Source organism: Streptomyces sp. NPDC047453 (assembly GCF_040643155.1).
Taxonomy (GTDB): domain Bacteria; phylum Actinomycetota; class Actinomycetes; order Streptomycetales; family Streptomycetaceae; genus Streptomyces.
In genome coordinates this window covers 37,730-53,880 of record NZ_JBEYTS010000001.1, presented here as the reverse complement: position 1 = coordinate 53,880, position 16,151 = coordinate 37,730, and the positions used below count along the sequence as shown (strand labels likewise).

Below are 16,151 nucleotides of genomic sequence, written 5' to 3'. Positions count from 1 at the left end.
GGGTCCGCTCTACCGTCGCAGCGCTGAACCGGTCAGGTCCATCGAATCTTTTAGAGCATTCCTTTCAGGTGAGCTGAACGATTGCGCCGGTGTGCCGTTGGGACGAGCCGCGCCGAGCTGTCCCGCCAGCGTCGCCCCGAACGCCAGCGCCATGCCGACCAGTTGGACCGGGGTGAGCGCCTGCCCGAGGGCGGCCCAGCCGACCACGGCCGCGGTGAGCGGTGACAGCGGGCCGAGGAAGGTGACCCGGGTGGCGGAGAGCCGGCCGATGCCGCGGAACCAGAGCCAGTAGGCGAGCGCCGTGTTGGCCAGGGCGAGGTAGGCGTAGCCGCCGAGGGCCCGGGCGTCCAGCGCGGGCGGCGGCCCCTCGGCCAGCAGGGCGAGGGGCGCGATCAGCAGTCCGCCCGCGGTGAGCTGCCAACCGGTGAGCGCGAGCGGACCCACACCGGCCGGGCGGCCCCACCTCTTGGCCAGCACGGTGCCGGTGGACATCGAGGCGGTGGAGGCGAGGGCGGCGGCGACACCCACGCCGTCCAGCGCCCCGGCCGCCCTCAGCACGACGAGGCTGACCCCGAACGCGGCCACGACCCCGGTGAGCAGCGCCCGCCCCGTCGGCCGCTGCCCCAGCAGCGGCGCGGAGAGCCCCACGACGAACAGCGGTCCGACCGAACCGACGACCGCCGCCATCCCGCCCGGCAGCCGATACGCGGACAGGAACAGCAGCGGGAAGAAGGCCCCGATGTTCAGCGCGCCGAGGACCGCCGCCTTCCACCACCAGGCGCCCTTCGGCAGCACCCGGGCCAGCGCGAGCAGCAGCAGCCCGGCGGGCAGCGCCCGGGCCAGCGCCGTGAAGAGCGGCCTGCCGGGCGGCAGGAACTCGGTGGTGACGGCGTAGGTGGTGCCCCAGGAGACGGGGGCGAGGGCAGTGAGGGCGGCGAGGGACCAGGAGGCGGCGGGACGCTGGGAGACGGCCATGCGATTAGCTTAGCTGCAAGCTACTTAGCGTCAAGACACTTTCTTGCGGTCGACCGTAGCGCGGGCGGATACTCGGTCCATGAGTGAACGCCCCCAGCAGCGCAGGGACGCCGTCGACGCGATCATCGACCAGTGGGCGGCCGCGCGGCCCGATCTCGACACCGCGGGGATGGAGGTCTTCGGTCGGATCTTCCGGCTCTCGCGGGCGATGGGAGACCGGATGGAGAAGGCGTACGCGCCGTTCGGGATCTCACGGGGTGAGTTCGACGTGCTGGCGACGCTGCGCCGGGCCGGCGAACCCTACACCCTCTCGCCCCGGCAGCTCTCGGCGACGCTCATGCTCACCACGGGTGGGATGACCGGGCGGCTGGACAAGCTGGAGGTCGCGGGGCTGCTGCGCCGCTCGCCGGATCCGCACGACCGCCGCGGTCTCAAGGTCACGCTGACCGACAAGGGGCTGCGGCTCATCGACGAGGCGGTCGGCGCGGGACTGGCCGCGCAGACGGAGGCGCTGTCCGCCCTGGACGCCGAACGGGCGGGCGAGCTGGCCGCTCTGCTCAGGGAGCTGCTGGCCGGGACGTCGGAGTCATCAGGGGCGCCGGCCTAGGAATCGGCCGGTGACCGCGTGGCCGCCCGCCCACTGGTCCCGCGACGCACCCAGGGCGCCCACCTCACCCATGTACGGCGGCTGTGCGCGTACGTACGGCGAGGTCGGCGCCCTCGGAGAGCGTGTGCTGCGGACGGGCCCGCGGCGGGAGGAGGACTCGGTCAGGCCTTGGCCTTGACGTCCACGTCCCGGCTCGTGCGCGACAGCCGGTCCTTGGACTTGTCCAGGACCATGACCAGGCCGGTGATGACCAGGAACAGCAGGAGGGGGAGACCGACGAACAGACCCAGCGTCTGGACGACGCTCAGGCCCTGGCCGGGGTCGTCGCCGTCGTCGCGGGTCAGCGCGAGCGCGGGAGACGACATGAGCAGCATCATCAGCGTCGTACCGGCGGCCAGAGCGCCGGCGCGCAGGGCGTTCTTCTTGTCCACGGTGCAAACGTAGCGAACCCCGAAACGGGTCGTGCGCCCGGGGTGCCGTATCCGCGCTGTTCGGCACCGGCGTGAGTGGCCCGGCGCTCAGTCCGTGTCGCCCGGCGCCGCCCGTGCGTCCGTCCGCAGCACGTCCGTCAGGGCGTGCAGCCGGGGGGACGCGGCAAGGTCCTCCAGGGTCACCGGGCGGCCCTCGGCGTCGGCGACGGGCAGGCGCCAGTTCGGGTACTGGTCCCAGGTGCCGGGCAGGTTCTGCGGACGCCGGTCGCCGACCGTGTCCGGCAGCCACAGGCCGATCATGCGGGCCGGGGTGCGCAGCAGGAAGCGGTGGACGGCCTGGATCCCGGCCTCCTCCGAGGAGGCGCCGTGGTCCGTGCCCCGCAGCAGGCCCAGCTCCGCCAGCAGGGCCAGCCACTCGCTCGTGTCCGCGGCGGCCTCCGCGCGCTCCTCCTCCAGGGGGCGGGTGAGCAGGCCGAGGCGGTGGCGCAGTTCGACGTGTTCGCCGGTGAGGCGGGCCGCGGTGGACGGCAGGTCGTGGGTGGTGGCGGTGGCCAGGCAGTCCGCGCGCCAGCGTTCGGCGGGCAGTGGGCGGCCCGACCCCTCCCAGTCCCGTTCGAACCACAGCACCGAGGTGCCGAGCACCCCGCGCCGGTCCAGGGCCTCGCGCACGCCGGGCTCCACCGTCCCCAGGTCCTCGCCGATCACCACGGCGCCCGCCCGCGAGGCCTCCAGCACCAGCACGGCGAGCATGGCCTCGGCGTCGTAGCGGACGTACGTGCCCTCGGTGGGCGGCAGGCCCCGCGGGATCCACCACAGCCGGAACAGGCCCATGACGTGGTCGATGCGCAGGGCGCCCGCGTAGCGGAACAGGGCTCGCAGCAGTCGGCGGAAGGGCGCGTAGCCGGAGGCGGCGAGGCGGTCGGGGCGCCAGGGCGGCAGGCCCCAGTCCTGGCCGCGCGCGTTGAAGGCGTCCGGCGGTGCGCCGACCGACATGCCGGCCGCGAAGTGGTCCCGCTGCGCCCAGGCGTCGGCCCCGCCGGGGTGCACGCCCACGGCGAGGTCGTGCACGATCCCGATCCCCATGCCCGCCTCGCGGGCCGTGCGCTGGGCGGCGGTGAGCTGGGCGTCGGTGAGCCAGGCGAGCCAGGAGTGGAAGTCGACGCGGTCCGCCAGCGCGGCGCGGGCGCGGGCCGTCTCCGTCGAGCGGGGGTCCCGCAGCCCCTCGGGCCACCGGCTCCAGTCCGAGCCGTGCACCTCGGCGAGGGCGTACCAGGTGGCGTGGTCCTCCAGGGCCCGGCCCTGCTCGGCGAGGAAGTCGGCGTAGGCGGCACGGCGGCCGGGTCCCAGCGGCACCCGCCGCACCAGCTCCAGTGCCTCCCGCTTGAGCTCCCACACCGCGTCCCGGTCGATCAGCGCGCCCTCGTCCAGTACGGCGGCGCGCAGCCGGCCGGCCCGCTCCAGCAGGGGCCGCAGCCGCTCTCGGTCCTCGGCGTAGGCGAACTCCGGGACGTCCTCGACGCGCAGGTGCACCGGGTCGGGGAAGCGGCGCGAGGAGGGGCGGTAGGGGGACGGGTCGGCGGGTGGTCCGGGCACGCCCGCGTGCAGCGGGTTGACCTGCACGAACCCGGCGCCCAGCGCCCGTCCGGCCCAGCTGCTCAGCTCGGCGAGGTCACCGAGGTCGCCCATGCCCCAGGAGCGGTGGGAGAGGAGGGAGTACAGCTGGACGAGCAGCCCGTACGAACGTCCCGCCGGGGTGGGCAGCCGGGGCGGGGCGGCGATCAGGTGCGCCTGCCCGGTGCGGCCGTCGGGGGCGGTGGCGGTCAGCCGGTGGACGCCCGGCGGAAGGCGGTCCACACGGTCCGTCCCGTCCACGCCGTGCACCCAGGAGCGGGCCTCGCCCCACTCGGTCTCGACGTCCAGCCGCGTGCCGGGCGGCAGCCCGGCGAGGGCGGCCGCCCGGCACGCGGCGTCCGACTCGGCCGCGGGGCCGCCGCCCGCGGGGCCGCCGGTGGGGCCGTCCGCGGGGCCGCCGGTGGGGCCGTCCGCGGGATCGTCCGTGGCGCCCAGCCAGCACACCACCGTCGGCGGCAGCAGCCGTTCGTCCCGCTCCCGTTCGCGGGCGGTGAGCGCGGCGCGGGCGGCCGCGGGGGTGCTCGCGTCGACGTCCAGGGCGGCCAGGGCCGCGACGACCGCGGTGGCGGAGGCGGTGACCGTACGGCCCGGGGAGGGGCTGTAGGAGGCGGCGACGCCGTGCAGCGCGGCGAGCCGGGTCAGCTCGTCACCGAGAGATCCGGGAGCTCCGGGAGCTCCGGGAGCTCCGGAAGGTTGGTGAGGTCCGGGAGGTTCGTCCGGCCGCGGTTCCGTCATCTACAACTCCGCGCGACAGGGGTCCTGTTCGGCCGACTCGGCGACCGATTCGCTGGTCAGGGGGGTGGCCTCGGCGAGCGGCGGCTCGCTGGTCAGCGGCTCGGCGTCGGGCAGTGGCGGCTCGCTGGTCAGCGGGACGTCGGCGCGGGTACCCTCCGCGCTGAACACGCTCAGGCCGGGGTCGGCGGGCAGCAGGTGGTCGGCGGGCGGCTCCGCCACGTGTTTGGACAGGGCCGAGAGCAGAAGGTGTGCCGGTGCGGCCACGGGGGCCTCCTTGTCGAGTACGGCATCAAGGGGATTACCGCAGCCCTACCCAGCGCTCGCCGCGGCAGACGTATGAGAACGACCTACGTGCCGCTGGTCACATTCCCCTCCACCAGGTTGGGGCAATCACGGCACAACGGCCACTCTCGTTGACACCTTCCCGCAGGGATGGTGTGGTCAGGACTCTTCGACACTGCCTTCGGCTCGCCCGGCGAAGGCCGATCGACGAGGAGGGGCCGTGCGGCGTCGGCGCGGTATGGGGCACGGGAAGAGCGCGGCCGCACTCGCGTTCGCCGTCATGGCCGGAACACTGGGAGCCGCACCCGCGGCCGTCGCGGCGCCGTCCGCCCCCGACCCCGGCACCGGCCTCCCGGCCGCGAACCCGGAGCACCCCGCCACGGACTCCTCCGGCCACGCGGTGTGGCCGCGCCCGCAGTCCCTGCGGACGACCGGCGGCGCGGTGAAGGTCGCCGACCGGAACGTCGCCCTCGTCACCGACGCGAAGGCGGACCCGTACGCCCTGAGCGCGCTGCGCTCGCTGCTGTACGGGGCCGGGGCCCGGACGGTCACGGACCTCGCCGTGACGGACCCGGTTCCGGCGGGCGCCCTGGTGGTGCGCGCGTACACGGAGCGGGCGCACGGCGACCCGCGGCACGCGCTGCCCTCCGGCGGCTACCTCATCGCCACGGGCGGCGGCGCCCTGACGCTCACCGGCGCCGGCGAGGACGGTCTGTTCCATGCCGTGCAGACGCTGCGACAGCTGCTGCGCCCCGACGGGACCGTCCCCGGGGTGACCGTCCGGGACTGGCCGGGCACCGCCGTGCGCGGCACCACCGAGGGCTTCTACGGCACCGCGTGGACGCAGCAGCAGCGGCTCGCCCAGCTGGACTTCATGGGCCGCACCAAGCAGAACCGGTACCTGTACGCCCCGGGCGACGACCTCTACCGCCAGGAGCGCTGGCGCGAGCCGTACCCGGCCATACAGCGGGCCGCCTTCCGGGAGCTGGCCGACCGGGCGAGCGCCAACCACGTCACGCTCGGCTGGGCGGTGGCGCCGGGCCAGTCGCTGTGCTTCGCCTCGGACGACGACGTACGGGCGCTGACCCGCAAGCTGGACGCGATGTGGGAGCTCGGTTTCCGGGCGTTCCAGCTCCAGTTCCAGAACGTCAGCTACAGCGAGTGGCACTGCGGCGCGGACCCGGCCCGTTTCGGCTCCGGCCCGGACGCGGCGGCACGGGCGCAGGCGCGGGTGGCCAACGAGGTCGCCCGCCACCTGGCGGAACGGCATCCGGACGCGGCGCCGCTGTCACTGATGCCGACGGAGTTCTACGAGGACGGCGCGACACCCTACCGGCGGGCGCTGGCGACCGCGCTGGACGCGTCGGTGCACGTCGCCTGGACCGGGGTGGGCGTGGTGCCGCGGACCATCACCGGCGACGAACTCGCCGACGCCCGCGCCGCGTTCGCGCATCCGCTGGTCACCATGGACAACTACCCGGTCAACGACTACGCCGAGGACCGCATCTTCCTCGGCCCGTACACCGGGCGCGAACCGGCCGTCGCCAGCGGCTCGGCCGCCCTGCTGGCCAACGCGATGGAGCAGGCGGAGGCCTCCCGCATCCCGCTGTTCACGGCGGCCGACTACGCCTGGAACCCCCGCGACTACCGTCCCGAGGAGTCCTGGCGGGCGGCCATCGCCGACCTCGCGGGGGGCGACGCACGGCGCCACGAGGCGCTGTCGGCCCTGGCCGGCAACGACGCGTCCTCGGTGCTCGGCGGCACCGAGTCGGCGTATCTGCGCCCGCTGATCGCGGACCTGTGGCACGCCCGCACGACGACGGACCGGGCCGCGAACGAGCGTGCCGAGCAGCGGCTGCGCGCCGCCTTGACGGTGCTGCGCGACCTGCCGCGGGAACTGGCCGGCAAGGGCACTCTGGCGGACGAAGTCGCGCCGTGGTCCGCACAGTTGGCCCGCTACGGCAAGGCGGGCGAGGCGGCGCTCGACATGCTCCGCGCCCAGCGCGCGGGCGACGCGGCGGGGGCCTGGACCGCGTACCGGACGCTGGACCGGCTGCGGGCCGAGGCCAAGCAGGCCGATGTGACGGTCGGCAAGGGCGTACTGGACCCCTTCCTCGACCGGGCGCGGCAGGAGTACGAGACCTGGGCGGGCCTGACGCACGAGCCGGCCGAGGACCCGGACGGGGCGCCGGACGGCCGCACGATCCGTTTCCCGCACGCCCGCGCCCTCACCGCCGTGACGGTCCTCAGCGACCCCGGAACCACCGGTGACGTCGAGGTCCACGTCCCCGGACAGGGCTGGCGCCGGGTGGGGTCGCTGGCGGAGCGGGGCGCGACGGAGCTGGACACCGCGCAGTCCCCGTCCCCGGGCGGCCCGGTGACGCACCCGCCTGCCCTCTGGCCGCCGGTCTCCCCGGCTCCGGGCGTCTGGAGGCACCCGCCGGCCCTTGTGCAGCCCACTCCCCCGCCGGCCGGCACCCGCGTCGACGCCGTCCGTGTGACCGGCGTCTACCCCTCCCGGGTGCGCCACCTGGTCCCCTGGTTCGCCGACACCCCGCTCGCGGAGCTGGAGCTGCCGCGCGCCGAGGCCGACGCGGAGATCGGCGGCACGGAGCGGCTGACCGCCCGGCTGTCCTCCGGCCGTCCGGCCGACGTGCAGGGCAAGGTCACCGTGGAGGCCCCCAAGGGCATCAAGGTCCGTGTCCCCGCCACCTCGCTCACCGTGCCCCGCGGCACCACGGTGGACGTCCCCGTCGAGGTGACCGTGCCACCGGCCACGCCCGCACGCGCGTACGACATCCGCGTCACCTTCGCCGGAGTGACCCGCACCCTCACGGTCCGCGCCTTCCCGCGCACCGCCGGCCCCGACCTGGCCCGCACCGGTACGCCGAGCTCCTCCGCCGACGAGACCCCCGACTTCCCGGCCTCCGCCGCGATCGACGGCAACCCGGACACCCGCTGGTCCTCCCCCGTCGACGACGGCGCCTGGTGGCAGGTGGAGCTGCCGCACCCGGTGCGCCTGGGCAAGGTCGCCCTCCACTGGCAGGACGCCCACCCCTCCGCCTACCGCGTCCAGGTCTCCGCCGACGGCCGCCGCTGGCGCACCGCCACCACCGTCCGCAACAGCACCGGCGGCCGTGAAACCCTGCGCATGGACGCGCGGGACGTCCGCTACATCCGCGTGCAGGGCGACAAACGAGCCACCCAGTACGGCTATTCGCTCTGGTCGGTGGAGGCGTACGCGGTCGCGGACTGAGCCCACCGGGCAGCCGACACGGTCGGAATGTCCGGCGAGACCGTCCGGCGAAAAACTCGGCTCACTATTCACTCAGTACATGTACTCAGTACATACTGAGCGCATGAGCACCCGCCACATCCTGCTGGGCCTGCTCGCAGGAGGGCCGAGCCATGGCTACGACCTGAAGCGACGCCACGACGAACACTTCCCGCAAGCCCGCCCGCTGGCCTACGGGCAGGTCTACACGACCCTGCAGCGGCTGGTCCGCGACGGACTGGCCCAGGTGGAGGGCACCGACTCCGACGGCGGGCCGGAGCGCACGCTGTACCGCCTCACGGCCGAGGGCTCCCGGGACGTGGCCGTCTGGGCCGGGCAGGTCACGCCTCCCGCGCCCTTCGTGACGAACGAGATCTTCGCGAAGGTCGTCGTGGCGATCCTCACCGGTGGCGACCCCGCCGCCCATCTGCTCGCGCAACGCGCCGCGCACATGGAGCGGATGCGGGAGCTGACGGCGGTCAAGACCGCCCCGGGCACCAATCTGACGACCGTGCTCTCGGCGGACTACGCCCTCAACCACCTCGACGCCGACCTGCGCTGGATGACCACCACCCAGGCCCGGCTCACCACTTTGACCGCTCTGACCGTGGAGGTCGACCGAGCATGAGCAACCCTCCGGCGCCCCTTCTGGTGGCCCGAGACCTCGTCAAGTCCCATGGCAGGACCTCGGCGTTGCGCGGGGCGTGCCTGGAGCTGCGCGAGGGCGAGACCGTCGCCGTGACCGGCGCCAGCGGCAGCGGGAAGTCCACGCTGCTGCACTGCCTGGCGGGCATCGTCCGGCCGGACGCGGGCTCGGTGACGTACCGCGAGGAGCGCGTCGACAGGCTGCCGGAGCGGCGCCTGAGCGAGCTGCGCCGCACCGACTTCGGAGTGGTGTTCCAGTTCGGCCAGTTGATCCCCGAGCTGACCGCCGTGGACAACGTCGCACTGCCGCTGATGCTGGCCGGGACCGCGCGGGGGGCGGCCCAGGAGCGGGCGGGGGCATGGCTGGAGCGGTTCGGCGTGCGGGAGCAGGAGGCCGCGCGGCCCGGGGAGTTGAGCGGAGGCCAGGCGCAACGCGTGGCGCTGGCACGGGCGTTGGTGACCACCCCGAGGGTGGTGTTCGCGGACGAGCCGACGGGGGCACTGGACTCGCTGGCGAGCGAGCAGGTGATGACGGCCCTGGTGGACGCCGCCCGGGAGGCGGGCACGGCGGTCCTGCTGATCACGCACGACGCCCAGGTGGCGGCGTACGCCGACCGCGAGGTGCGGTTGCAGGACGGCGTGACGGTCGCGTCGGGGGTGCTCGCGTGAGGACCGATCTGCGGCTGGCCTGGCTGCTCGTCCGGGGTTCGGACCGGTGGGAGTGGTGGCGGATCGCGCTCACGGCGGCGGGGGCGATGTGCGCGACGGGGCTGGGCCTGGCGGCCGCCGTCCTGGCCTCGGTGCACGGGCAGTACCGCTTCTCCTTCGGCAACGGCCTGCTCGACCATCCCGGGGAGCGCTCCGGGGTGATCGTCACGCTGCTGCTCCTGCTGGTGCCCGTGCTCGGGTTCCTCGGGCAGTGCGCCCGGATCGGCGCGGTGCACCGCGACCGGCGGACGGCCGTGCTGCGGCTGGCGGGCGCGGAGCCGGGCCGGGTGCGGCGGATCGCCGCACTGGAGACCGGGCTCGCCTGCCTGCTGGGCTCGGCGCTCGCCACGGCCGGGGCGGCGTGGGTGCTGGTGGCCGTGTGGGAGCGACCGACCGCGTCGGCCTGGGCCGGGATGGCGCTGATCGCGGTGGTCGTACCGTTGCTGGGCACGGCGGCCGGGGTGCTGGCGCTGCGCCGCGTGGTGGCCTCACCGCTGGGCCGGGTGCGGCGGAGCCACACGCGGTCGGGGCGTGGCCCGGCGCTGGTGTTCGTGGGCGGACTGCTGGTCGTGGGCGTGGTGGCGCTGGGGGCCGTGGCCGGTACCTCCGTGGACTCCAACTACGCGGGCCCCGGGACCGCTCCGCTCATCGTGTGCGCGGCGGTCCTGGCCGTCGGCGCGGGCGCGGTGTGGCTCACGGGCGCCCTGTCCCAACTGACCGGCCGGCTGCTCGCGGCCCGGACCGGCTCCCCGGCGGTGCTGATCGCGGCGGAGCGGCTGCGGGACGACCCGTGGGCGGCGGCCCGTACGCATGCGGCGGTGCTGATGGTGACGGTGGTCGGCACCGGGTACACGGGGGTGCGGCAGGCGCTGCTCGCCGAGCTGGAGACCGCGGACGACATGCACGGTTTCGCCGCGGACGCCTCCTTCTACGTCACGGGCCTGAACCTCACGGCCGCGGCCATCGCCCTCGCCCTCGCGGTCGTCCTCGTCGCGCTCGCCGTCGGCACCGCCGAGTCCGTCGCCACCCGCCGCCGGGCCCTGGCCGCGCACGTGGCCGCCGGAGTACCGCAGCGGGTGCTCGCCCGGGCCCTCCTGCTGGAGACCGCCCTGCCCCTGGCCCCGGCCGTCCTCGTGGCGGGCGCGGGCGGCCTGGCGATCGGCCTCTGGTACGCCCTCCTCGCCGCCGGGACCGTGCCCTACACGGCACTCCTGGTCCCCGCCGGCGTGTACGCCACCTGTCTGCTGGCCGCGGCCGCCTCACTGCCGCTGCTGCGGCGCTCGGTCCGCCCCGCGGAGCTGCGGTACGCGTGAGCCTTCCGTATCAACTGCTTGACACAGTTTGATTCACGCGGAATTGTATTAAGTAGTTGATGCACTTGCGGGAGAGCAGGGATCGGCATGCGTGCTGCCACAGAAAACGGCGACTCGTGGCGTCAGAGCCTCGAAACCCTCGTGCGGTGGACCGGCGCGGCGGCCGGACTGACGGTGAACGCGCTGGTCAGCTATGGCTCCGAGTCGGACGTGGACCTGCTGTACAAGTTCGCCGTGTTCGGTCTGTGCGTCATGGCGAGCGCCTTCGCGGCGGACGCGCTCGCCCGCCGGAGCCCCGGCCGGCTGCGCGTCGCCAGCATGACACCGCGCCGGATCCGGGACTACGTGCCCCGTGCCCTGACCGTCGCGCTGACCGTGCAGGCCGCCGTGCTCTTCGTCCTGCTGGTCTTCGCCGCGGCGACGGCCTCGCCGGACGAGGCGGGACGCTCGGGGCACGCGCTGTCCGTCACCTGCCCGGCGGGGGCCCAGGTGCTGTCGCCGTGGCCCGGCCCGCACTACGCGCGGCCCGCTCTCGGCGGTCTCGCACTGGGTACCGTTGTCGGCGCGTTACTCCTGCGCCGTATCACCGCCGGGTCCGGAAGCGACGACCAGCGTCTCACCGGGGTCCGGGCCGCGATCGGCGCGTGGGGTGTACTCGTGTGCGCGCCTCTTTTCGGTGTCTCCCTGACGATGGGCGTCGTGGTGCTGAGCCTGGCCTGTGGAGGAGTGATGAAAGTGGCGGCGCTGTGGGGGCTGGCCATCACCGCCCTCGTCTCCGCCGTGACCGCGGGTCACTGCCTCTGCGTCTCGCTGCTCCCGCAGGCCTATGTCAAGGTGCGGCTGTGAACGCGAACGACGTGAGCATCAGGGTCGTCCACCCCTCCCCGGTGCCGCCCTACGAGCAGATCCGCGCGCAGCTGGCCGATCTGATCTCCGTCGGCCGGCTGCGCATGGGCGACAGGCTGCCGTCCGTGCGCCAGCTCGCCTCCGACCTGGGACTGGCCAACAACACGGTGGTGCGCGCCTACCGCGAACTGGAGGCCGCGGGCCTCGTCAGGAGCCGCCGGGGCTCCGGCACGCAGGTCATCGCCCCGGCACCCGCCACCGACGTCAAGGCGAAGCTCCACGAGTACGCCGGCACCTACGCCGCCGCGGCCAGACAGCTCGACGTCAGCGACGAGGAGGCACTCGCGGCCGTCCGGCACGCCCTGGCGAGCCTCGACACCACCTGACCGTTCCGGTCTTCGCGACCGGCCGCCGGTGACGCGCGCCGCCCACGACCCGCGTCCGGAGCGTGATCCCCAGGCGGGTGGCCGTGGGGGACCGCGCTCCGGGCGGGTGGCCGTGGGCAATGCGAAGGCCCGGAATCGTCAGGCGGAGATGCCGTCGATCCGGGCCAAGGCGTCGTCCGCGCCGTACGGCTGCAGGTAGGGCAGCCAGCGCGGGTCCCTATGCCCGGTGCCGATGATGCGCCAGGCCAGGCCCGTGGGCGGGGCCGGCTTGTGGCGCAGGCGCCAGCCGAGCTCGACCAGGTGGCGGTCGGCCTTGACGTGGTTGCAGCGGCGGCAGGAGGCCACCACGTTGTCCCAGACGTGCTTGCCCCCGCGCGAGCGCGGGATGACGTGGTCGACGCTGGTGGCGATGCCACCGCAGTACATGCACCGGCCCCCGTCGCGCGCGAACAGCGCCCTTCGGGTCAGAGGAACGGGCCCCCGGTAGGGAACCCGTACGAAACGCTTGAGCCGGACCACGCTGGGTGCGGGGACGGTGACGGTTGCGCTGTGCAGATAGGCGCCGGACTCCTCGAGGCAGACTGCCTTGTTCTCGAGGACGAGGACGAGCGCGCGGCGGAGCGGTACGACGCCGAGGGGCTCGTACGACGCGTTGAGGACCAGGACATGCGGCACGGATGCCTCCTTGTACGCCGGCGGCGCGTGGCTCGCGCCGGGGCTGCCTGCAGTCAGTTTCCCCTCATGCCTGGTGAACGCGCCACCATGTCCCGGTAACGGGCTGGGAGTGTTTTCGACCACACCTCATTCATCCCCCGGATCACGGCCCCTTCACACGGCCTGATCAGAGGCCGGTGGTCACCGTCTTCCCATGCGCCCTTCCCCGAACTTCACGGGAACCCACACACCCTGCCCCGTTAGTGTGGTGGTTCTGCCCGTCCGGTGATCGCTTCGTGACCCAGTCGATATTGACCCCGTGCCGGAGGGCGGATTGCACCTGGAGGTACCTGCCGTGTCCTTGCCCGCCGTCCTGCCGGTCGCCGGTCCGTCGCCGTCGCCGTCGCCCTCCGAGTCGCCGGCCCTGACGGTCCCGACGTTCCAGGACGCCCACGAGACCGCGACGAACGCGGCCAGCTGGGTCGAGCAGAACTGGTCCACGTGGCTCGCCATCGGCCTGAAGATCCTGCTGATCCTGGTGATCGCGGCGGTGCTGAGAGGCGTGGTCCGGCGGGCGATCACCAAGGTCATAGACCGCATGGCCCGGACCGCCCAGGCGGTGGACGGCACCGCACTGGGCGGGCTGCTGGTCAACGCCGAGCGCCGCCGGCAGCGCTCGCAGGCGATCGGCTCGGTGCTGCGCTCGGTGACGAGCTTCCTGATCCTGGGCACCGCGGCGCTGATGGTGCTGGCCACCTTCGAGATCAACCTGGCGCCCCTGCTGGCCTCGGCCGGTGTGGCCGGTGTGGCGATCGGTTTCGGCGCCCGCAACCTGGTCACCGACTTCCTCTCCGGCGTCTTCATGATCCTGGAGGACCAGTACGGCGTCGGCGACTCGATCGACGCGGGCGTCGCCGCCGGCGAGGTGATCGAGGTCGGACTGCGCGTGACCAAGCTGCGCGGGGCGAACGGCGAGATCTGGTACGTCCGCAACGGCGAGATCAAGCGCATCGGCAACCTCTCCCAGGGCTGGGCCACGGCCGGCGTCGACGTCACCGTCAGGACGGACGAGGACCTGGACAGGGTGAAGGCCACCCTCGAGGAGGTCGCCGAGCGGATGAGCAAGGAGGAGCCCTGGAACGAGCTCCTGTGGAGCCCGATCGAGGTGCTCGGCCTGGACAGCGTGCTGATCGACTCCATGGTGGTGCGCGTCACCGCCAAGACCATGCCGGGCAAGTCGGTGAGCGTCGAGCGGGAGCTGCGCTGGCGCATCAAGCGCGCCTTCGACGCGGCCGGCATCCGGATCGTGGGCGACGCGACCTTCCCGGCGGAAGAGGCGGCAGCCGACCCGACGGCGGGCATGTCGGCCCCCTCGGCATTCGCCAGCACCACCTCCCCGCAGTCCCTGGCGGCCTCACCGATCCCACCGCCGTCCCTGTCGAAGTAGCACCACCGCGCCCCCACGGCGAAAAGAGGCGGCACCCGGAAACCCCCGGGCGCCGCCTCTCGCGTGTACGGAAGAGGGACGGAACGGTTCAGCACACTCGTTCGAGTGATGGGGCGCGGATTCCACCGTGCGACGCGCCCCGCAGGCCCCATCGTTCTGCCGGGGCACCCGGCGCGGGCGTAGCCCGACACGCGCGACAAGGAGATCAGCGATGAGCGCCGAACCGATCATGGAGCCGGTGATGACGCAGGTGGACCCCATCGACCTGTTGAACGCGATCGAAGAGGCGTCGCCGATGCCGATTCGGCCGGAGTACATCGAGGGGACGGTCATCGTGGCGCCCCAGCCGAACGACAACCACAACGACGGCGCCTTCAAGCTCGCGGTCCAGTTCTTCAACGCCGGGTTCGAACTGGCGGGCATGGGCAACGGTTATCGCGCCGCCAACAAGGACGGCGGCACCATGGCCCTGCTCATTCCGGACTTCTACGTCCGGCGACGCAAGGCCCCTCCGAACTCGACGAGTCCTACCGCAGGACCCACAAGGGCTGGTACCCCGTCGACATGATCGCCCTCGTCGGCGAGGTGACTTCGAGCAGCCACTGGACGGACACCGGCCCCAAGCTCCGCACCTACGCCGCCGCGGGCGTCTCCGTCTACGTCCTGGTCAACCGCGAGACCCGGACCGCCCACTGCTACACCACCCCCGTACTCCCCGCCGAGGACCCCACCAAGGCGTACTACGACGGCGAGGCCAAGGTCGACCTCGGCGCTCCGCTCCCCCTCCCGGCGCCGTACCCCACGCTGGACACGGCACCGTTCCTCAGGGACTGACCGGACCGGGCTCCCGCGGCGCGCACCTTCGCCGCCCCCGCAGGTAACGACTCCGTTGCCCGGGGGCGCTTTTCTCTTGACGTTCGCTTCACCCCGGGCATACCTTCCTCCCACCCAAATAGGAAACTTTCCTAACAGTGATCTCCAGGGGAGGGCAGGTGCCGACACGTATGTCAGGAACCGCCGGCACGCCGGGCACCCCGCGGGTCCTGCGCGCCATGAACGACCGCGCTGCCCTGGACCTCCTGCTGGAGCACGGGCCGCTGTCGCGCACCAGGATCGGCAAGCTGACCGGCCTGTCCAAGCCGACCGCCTCCCAGCTCCTGGCCCGCCTGGAGGCCGCCGGGCTGGTCCTCGCCACAGGGACCAGCGAGGGACGCCCCGGCCCCAACGCCCAGCTGTACGCGGTCGATCCGACCGCCGCCCACGCCGCCGGTCTGGACGTCAACCCCCTCCGCATCCGCGCCGCCGTCGCCGACATCACCGGCCGCACCGTCGGCGAGTACGAGCTGCCGACCCCCGGCCGGCGCCCGTCCCAGCCCGTCGTACGGCAGGTCACCGACGCCCTCGACGGCGCGGTGAAGGCGGCGGGACTGGCCCCCGGCGACGTGCACCGGCTGGTCATCGGCACCCCCGGCGCCTTCGACCCCAACACCGGCCGGCTGCGCTACGCCTCCCATCTGCCCGGCTGGCACTCCGCCACCCTGCTCGACGAACTCGCCGCCGCCCTGCCGATGCCGGTGGAATACGAGAACGACGTCAACCTCGTGGCCATGGCCGAGCAGCGGCTCGGCGCGGCCCGCGGCCACCGGGACTTCGTGCTGCTGTGGAACCAGGAGGGCCTCGGCGCCGCCCTGGTGCTCGGCGGCCGGCTGCACCGCGGCTGGACCGGGGGCGCCGGCGAGGTCGGCTTCCTGCCGGTGCCGGGCACCCCGCTGGTCCGCCAGGTGACCAGGGCCAACAGCGGCGGCTACCAGGAACTGGCCGGCTCGCAGGCGCTGCCGGAACTGGCCCGCGAGCTGGGCATCGAGGACCTGCCCACGGGATCCTCCGCCGAGGCCGCCGCCGAACTCGTCGCCCGCGCCGCCGACCACGCCACCGGCCCCCACCGCACGCTCCTGACGACGTACGCGACCCGGCTCGCGACCGGTCTCGCCTCCCTGGTCTCCGTCCTCGACCCCGAACTCGTCGTCCTCAGCGGCGCCTCGCTCACCGCCGGCGGCGAGGTGCTGCGCGCCCTGGTCCAGGCCGAACTGGAGGAACTGGCCGCCTCCCGGCCCCGCCTGGTGGTCGGCGACGTCCGTGAACACCCCGTGCTGCGCGGCGCGTTGGAGAGCGCGCTCGCGACCACCCGCGACGAGGTCTTCGACACCTCGCGCTGA

Annotated in this window: 16 protein-coding genes; 11 read left to right on the top strand and 5 right to left on the bottom strand. The window is 73.8% G+C overall.

Annotated features, from left to right (window positions below; all coding sequences use genetic code 11):
- Positions 1-9: 9 nt before the first annotated feature.
- Positions 10-975: an EamA family transporter gene (locus ABZ818_RS00225; RefSeq protein ID WP_361408389.1), complete on the bottom strand. Its 966-nt coding sequence runs from the start codon at positions 973-975 to the stop codon at positions 10-12.
- A 79-nt stretch (positions 976-1,054) separates the two neighbouring features.
- Between ABZ818_RS00225 and ABZ818_RS00220 the strand changes: the two genes are divergently transcribed.
- The gene (locus ABZ818_RS00220; RefSeq protein WP_361408386.1) at positions 1,055-1,582 is read left to right on the top strand and encodes a MarR family transcriptional regulator; all 528 of its coding nucleotides are present in this window, start codon (positions 1,055-1,057) and stop codon (positions 1,580-1,582) included.
- Positions 1,583-1,743: 161 nt separating this feature from the next.
- Here the strand turns inward: ABZ818_RS00220 and ABZ818_RS00215 are convergent, their stop codons facing one another.
- The 3 genes from ABZ818_RS00215 to ABZ818_RS00205 form a co-directional block, all read right to left on the bottom strand.
- A complete protein-coding gene (locus ABZ818_RS00215) occupies positions 1,744-2,013 on the bottom strand; it encodes a hypothetical protein (RefSeq protein WP_361408383.1) in 270 nt (89 codons plus the stop codon).
- An 87-nt stretch (positions 2,014-2,100) separates the two neighbouring features.
- Complete coding sequence (malQ, locus tag ABZ818_RS00210; protein WP_361408379.1) at positions 2,101-4,380, bottom strand: 4-alpha-glucanotransferase; 2,280 nt, start codon at positions 4,378-4,380, stop codon at positions 2,101-2,103.
- A complete protein-coding gene (locus tag ABZ818_RS00205; RefSeq protein ID WP_361408376.1) occupies positions 4,381-4,644 on the bottom strand; it encodes a hypothetical protein in 264 nt (87 codons plus the stop codon). It abuts the gene before it with no gap.
- A gap of 256 nt (positions 4,645-4,900) precedes the next feature.
- Here ABZ818_RS00205 and ABZ818_RS00200 point away from each other — a divergent pair, with 256 nt between their 5' ends.
- The 6 genes from ABZ818_RS00200 to ABZ818_RS00175 all read left to right on the top strand — a co-directional run bounded on the left by ABZ818_RS00200 (position 4,901) and on the right by ABZ818_RS00175 (position 11,834).
- Positions 4,901-7,918 carry a beta-N-acetylglucosaminidase domain-containing protein gene (locus ABZ818_RS00200; RefSeq protein WP_361409554.1) on the top strand — a complete coding sequence of 1,006 codons (3,018 nt, stop codon included), beginning with the start codon at positions 4,901-4,903 and terminating at the stop codon, positions 7,916-7,918.
- A gap of 103 nt (positions 7,919-8,021) precedes the next feature.
- Positions 8,022-8,564 carry a PadR family transcriptional regulator gene (locus ABZ818_RS00195; RefSeq protein WP_361408373.1) on the top strand — a complete coding sequence of 181 codons (543 nt, stop codon included), beginning with the start codon at positions 8,022-8,024 and terminating at the stop codon, positions 8,562-8,564.
- Entirely contained in the window at positions 8,561-9,250 is a 690-nt protein-coding gene (locus ABZ818_RS00190; protein ID WP_361408370.1) for an ABC transporter ATP-binding protein, read from the top strand. The genes ABZ818_RS00195 and ABZ818_RS00190 overlap by 4 nt, the downstream gene beginning before the upstream one ends.
- A complete protein-coding gene (locus ABZ818_RS00185) occupies positions 9,247-10,602 on the top strand; it encodes an ABC transporter permease (protein WP_361408367.1) in 1,356 nt (451 codons plus the stop codon). The genes ABZ818_RS00190 and ABZ818_RS00185 overlap by 4 nt, the downstream gene beginning before the upstream one ends.
- 87 nt (positions 10,603-10,689) lie before the next feature.
- On the top strand, positions 10,690-11,448 hold the full coding sequence (locus tag ABZ818_RS00180) for a hypothetical protein (protein WP_361408364.1): 759 nt from the start codon (positions 10,690-10,692) through the stop codon (positions 11,446-11,448).
- Positions 11,445-11,834, top strand: a complete 390-nt coding sequence (locus tag ABZ818_RS00175) for a GntR family transcriptional regulator (RefSeq protein WP_361408361.1) — start codon at positions 11,445-11,447, stop codon at positions 11,832-11,834. The genes ABZ818_RS00180 and ABZ818_RS00175 overlap by 4 nt, the downstream gene beginning before the upstream one ends.
- Positions 11,835-11,972: 138 nt before the next feature.
- Here ABZ818_RS00175 and ABZ818_RS00170 read toward each other — a convergent pair whose 3' ends face one another.
- Entirely contained in the window at positions 11,973-12,509 is a 537-nt protein-coding gene (locus tag ABZ818_RS00170; protein WP_141360845.1) for an HNH endonuclease, read from the bottom strand.
- A gap of 334 nt (positions 12,510-12,843) precedes the next feature.
- Between ABZ818_RS00170 and ABZ818_RS00165 the strand changes: the two genes are divergently transcribed.
- From ABZ818_RS00165 to ABZ818_RS00150, 4 genes are all read left to right on the top strand, one after another.
- Positions 12,844-13,935 (top strand): mechanosensitive ion channel family protein, encoded by a 1,092-nt coding sequence (locus ABZ818_RS00165; RefSeq protein ID WP_361408357.1) that lies wholly within the window; start codon positions 12,844-12,846, stop codon positions 13,933-13,935.
- A gap of 211 nt (positions 13,936-14,146) precedes the next feature.
- Complete coding sequence (locus tag ABZ818_RS00160) at positions 14,147-14,503, top strand: hypothetical protein (protein ID WP_361408354.1); 357 nt, start codon at positions 14,147-14,149, stop codon at positions 14,501-14,503.
- Positions 14,500-14,769, top strand: coding sequence for a Uma2 family endonuclease (locus ABZ818_RS00155; protein WP_361408351.1), 270 nt, complete (start codon positions 14,500-14,502; stop codon positions 14,767-14,769). Before ABZ818_RS00160 ends, ABZ818_RS00155 begins: the two co-directional genes overlap by 4 nt.
- 170 nt (positions 14,770-14,939) lie before the next feature.
- A complete protein-coding gene (locus ABZ818_RS00150) occupies positions 14,940-16,151 on the top strand; it encodes an ROK family transcriptional regulator (protein WP_361408349.1) in 1,212 nt (403 codons plus the stop codon).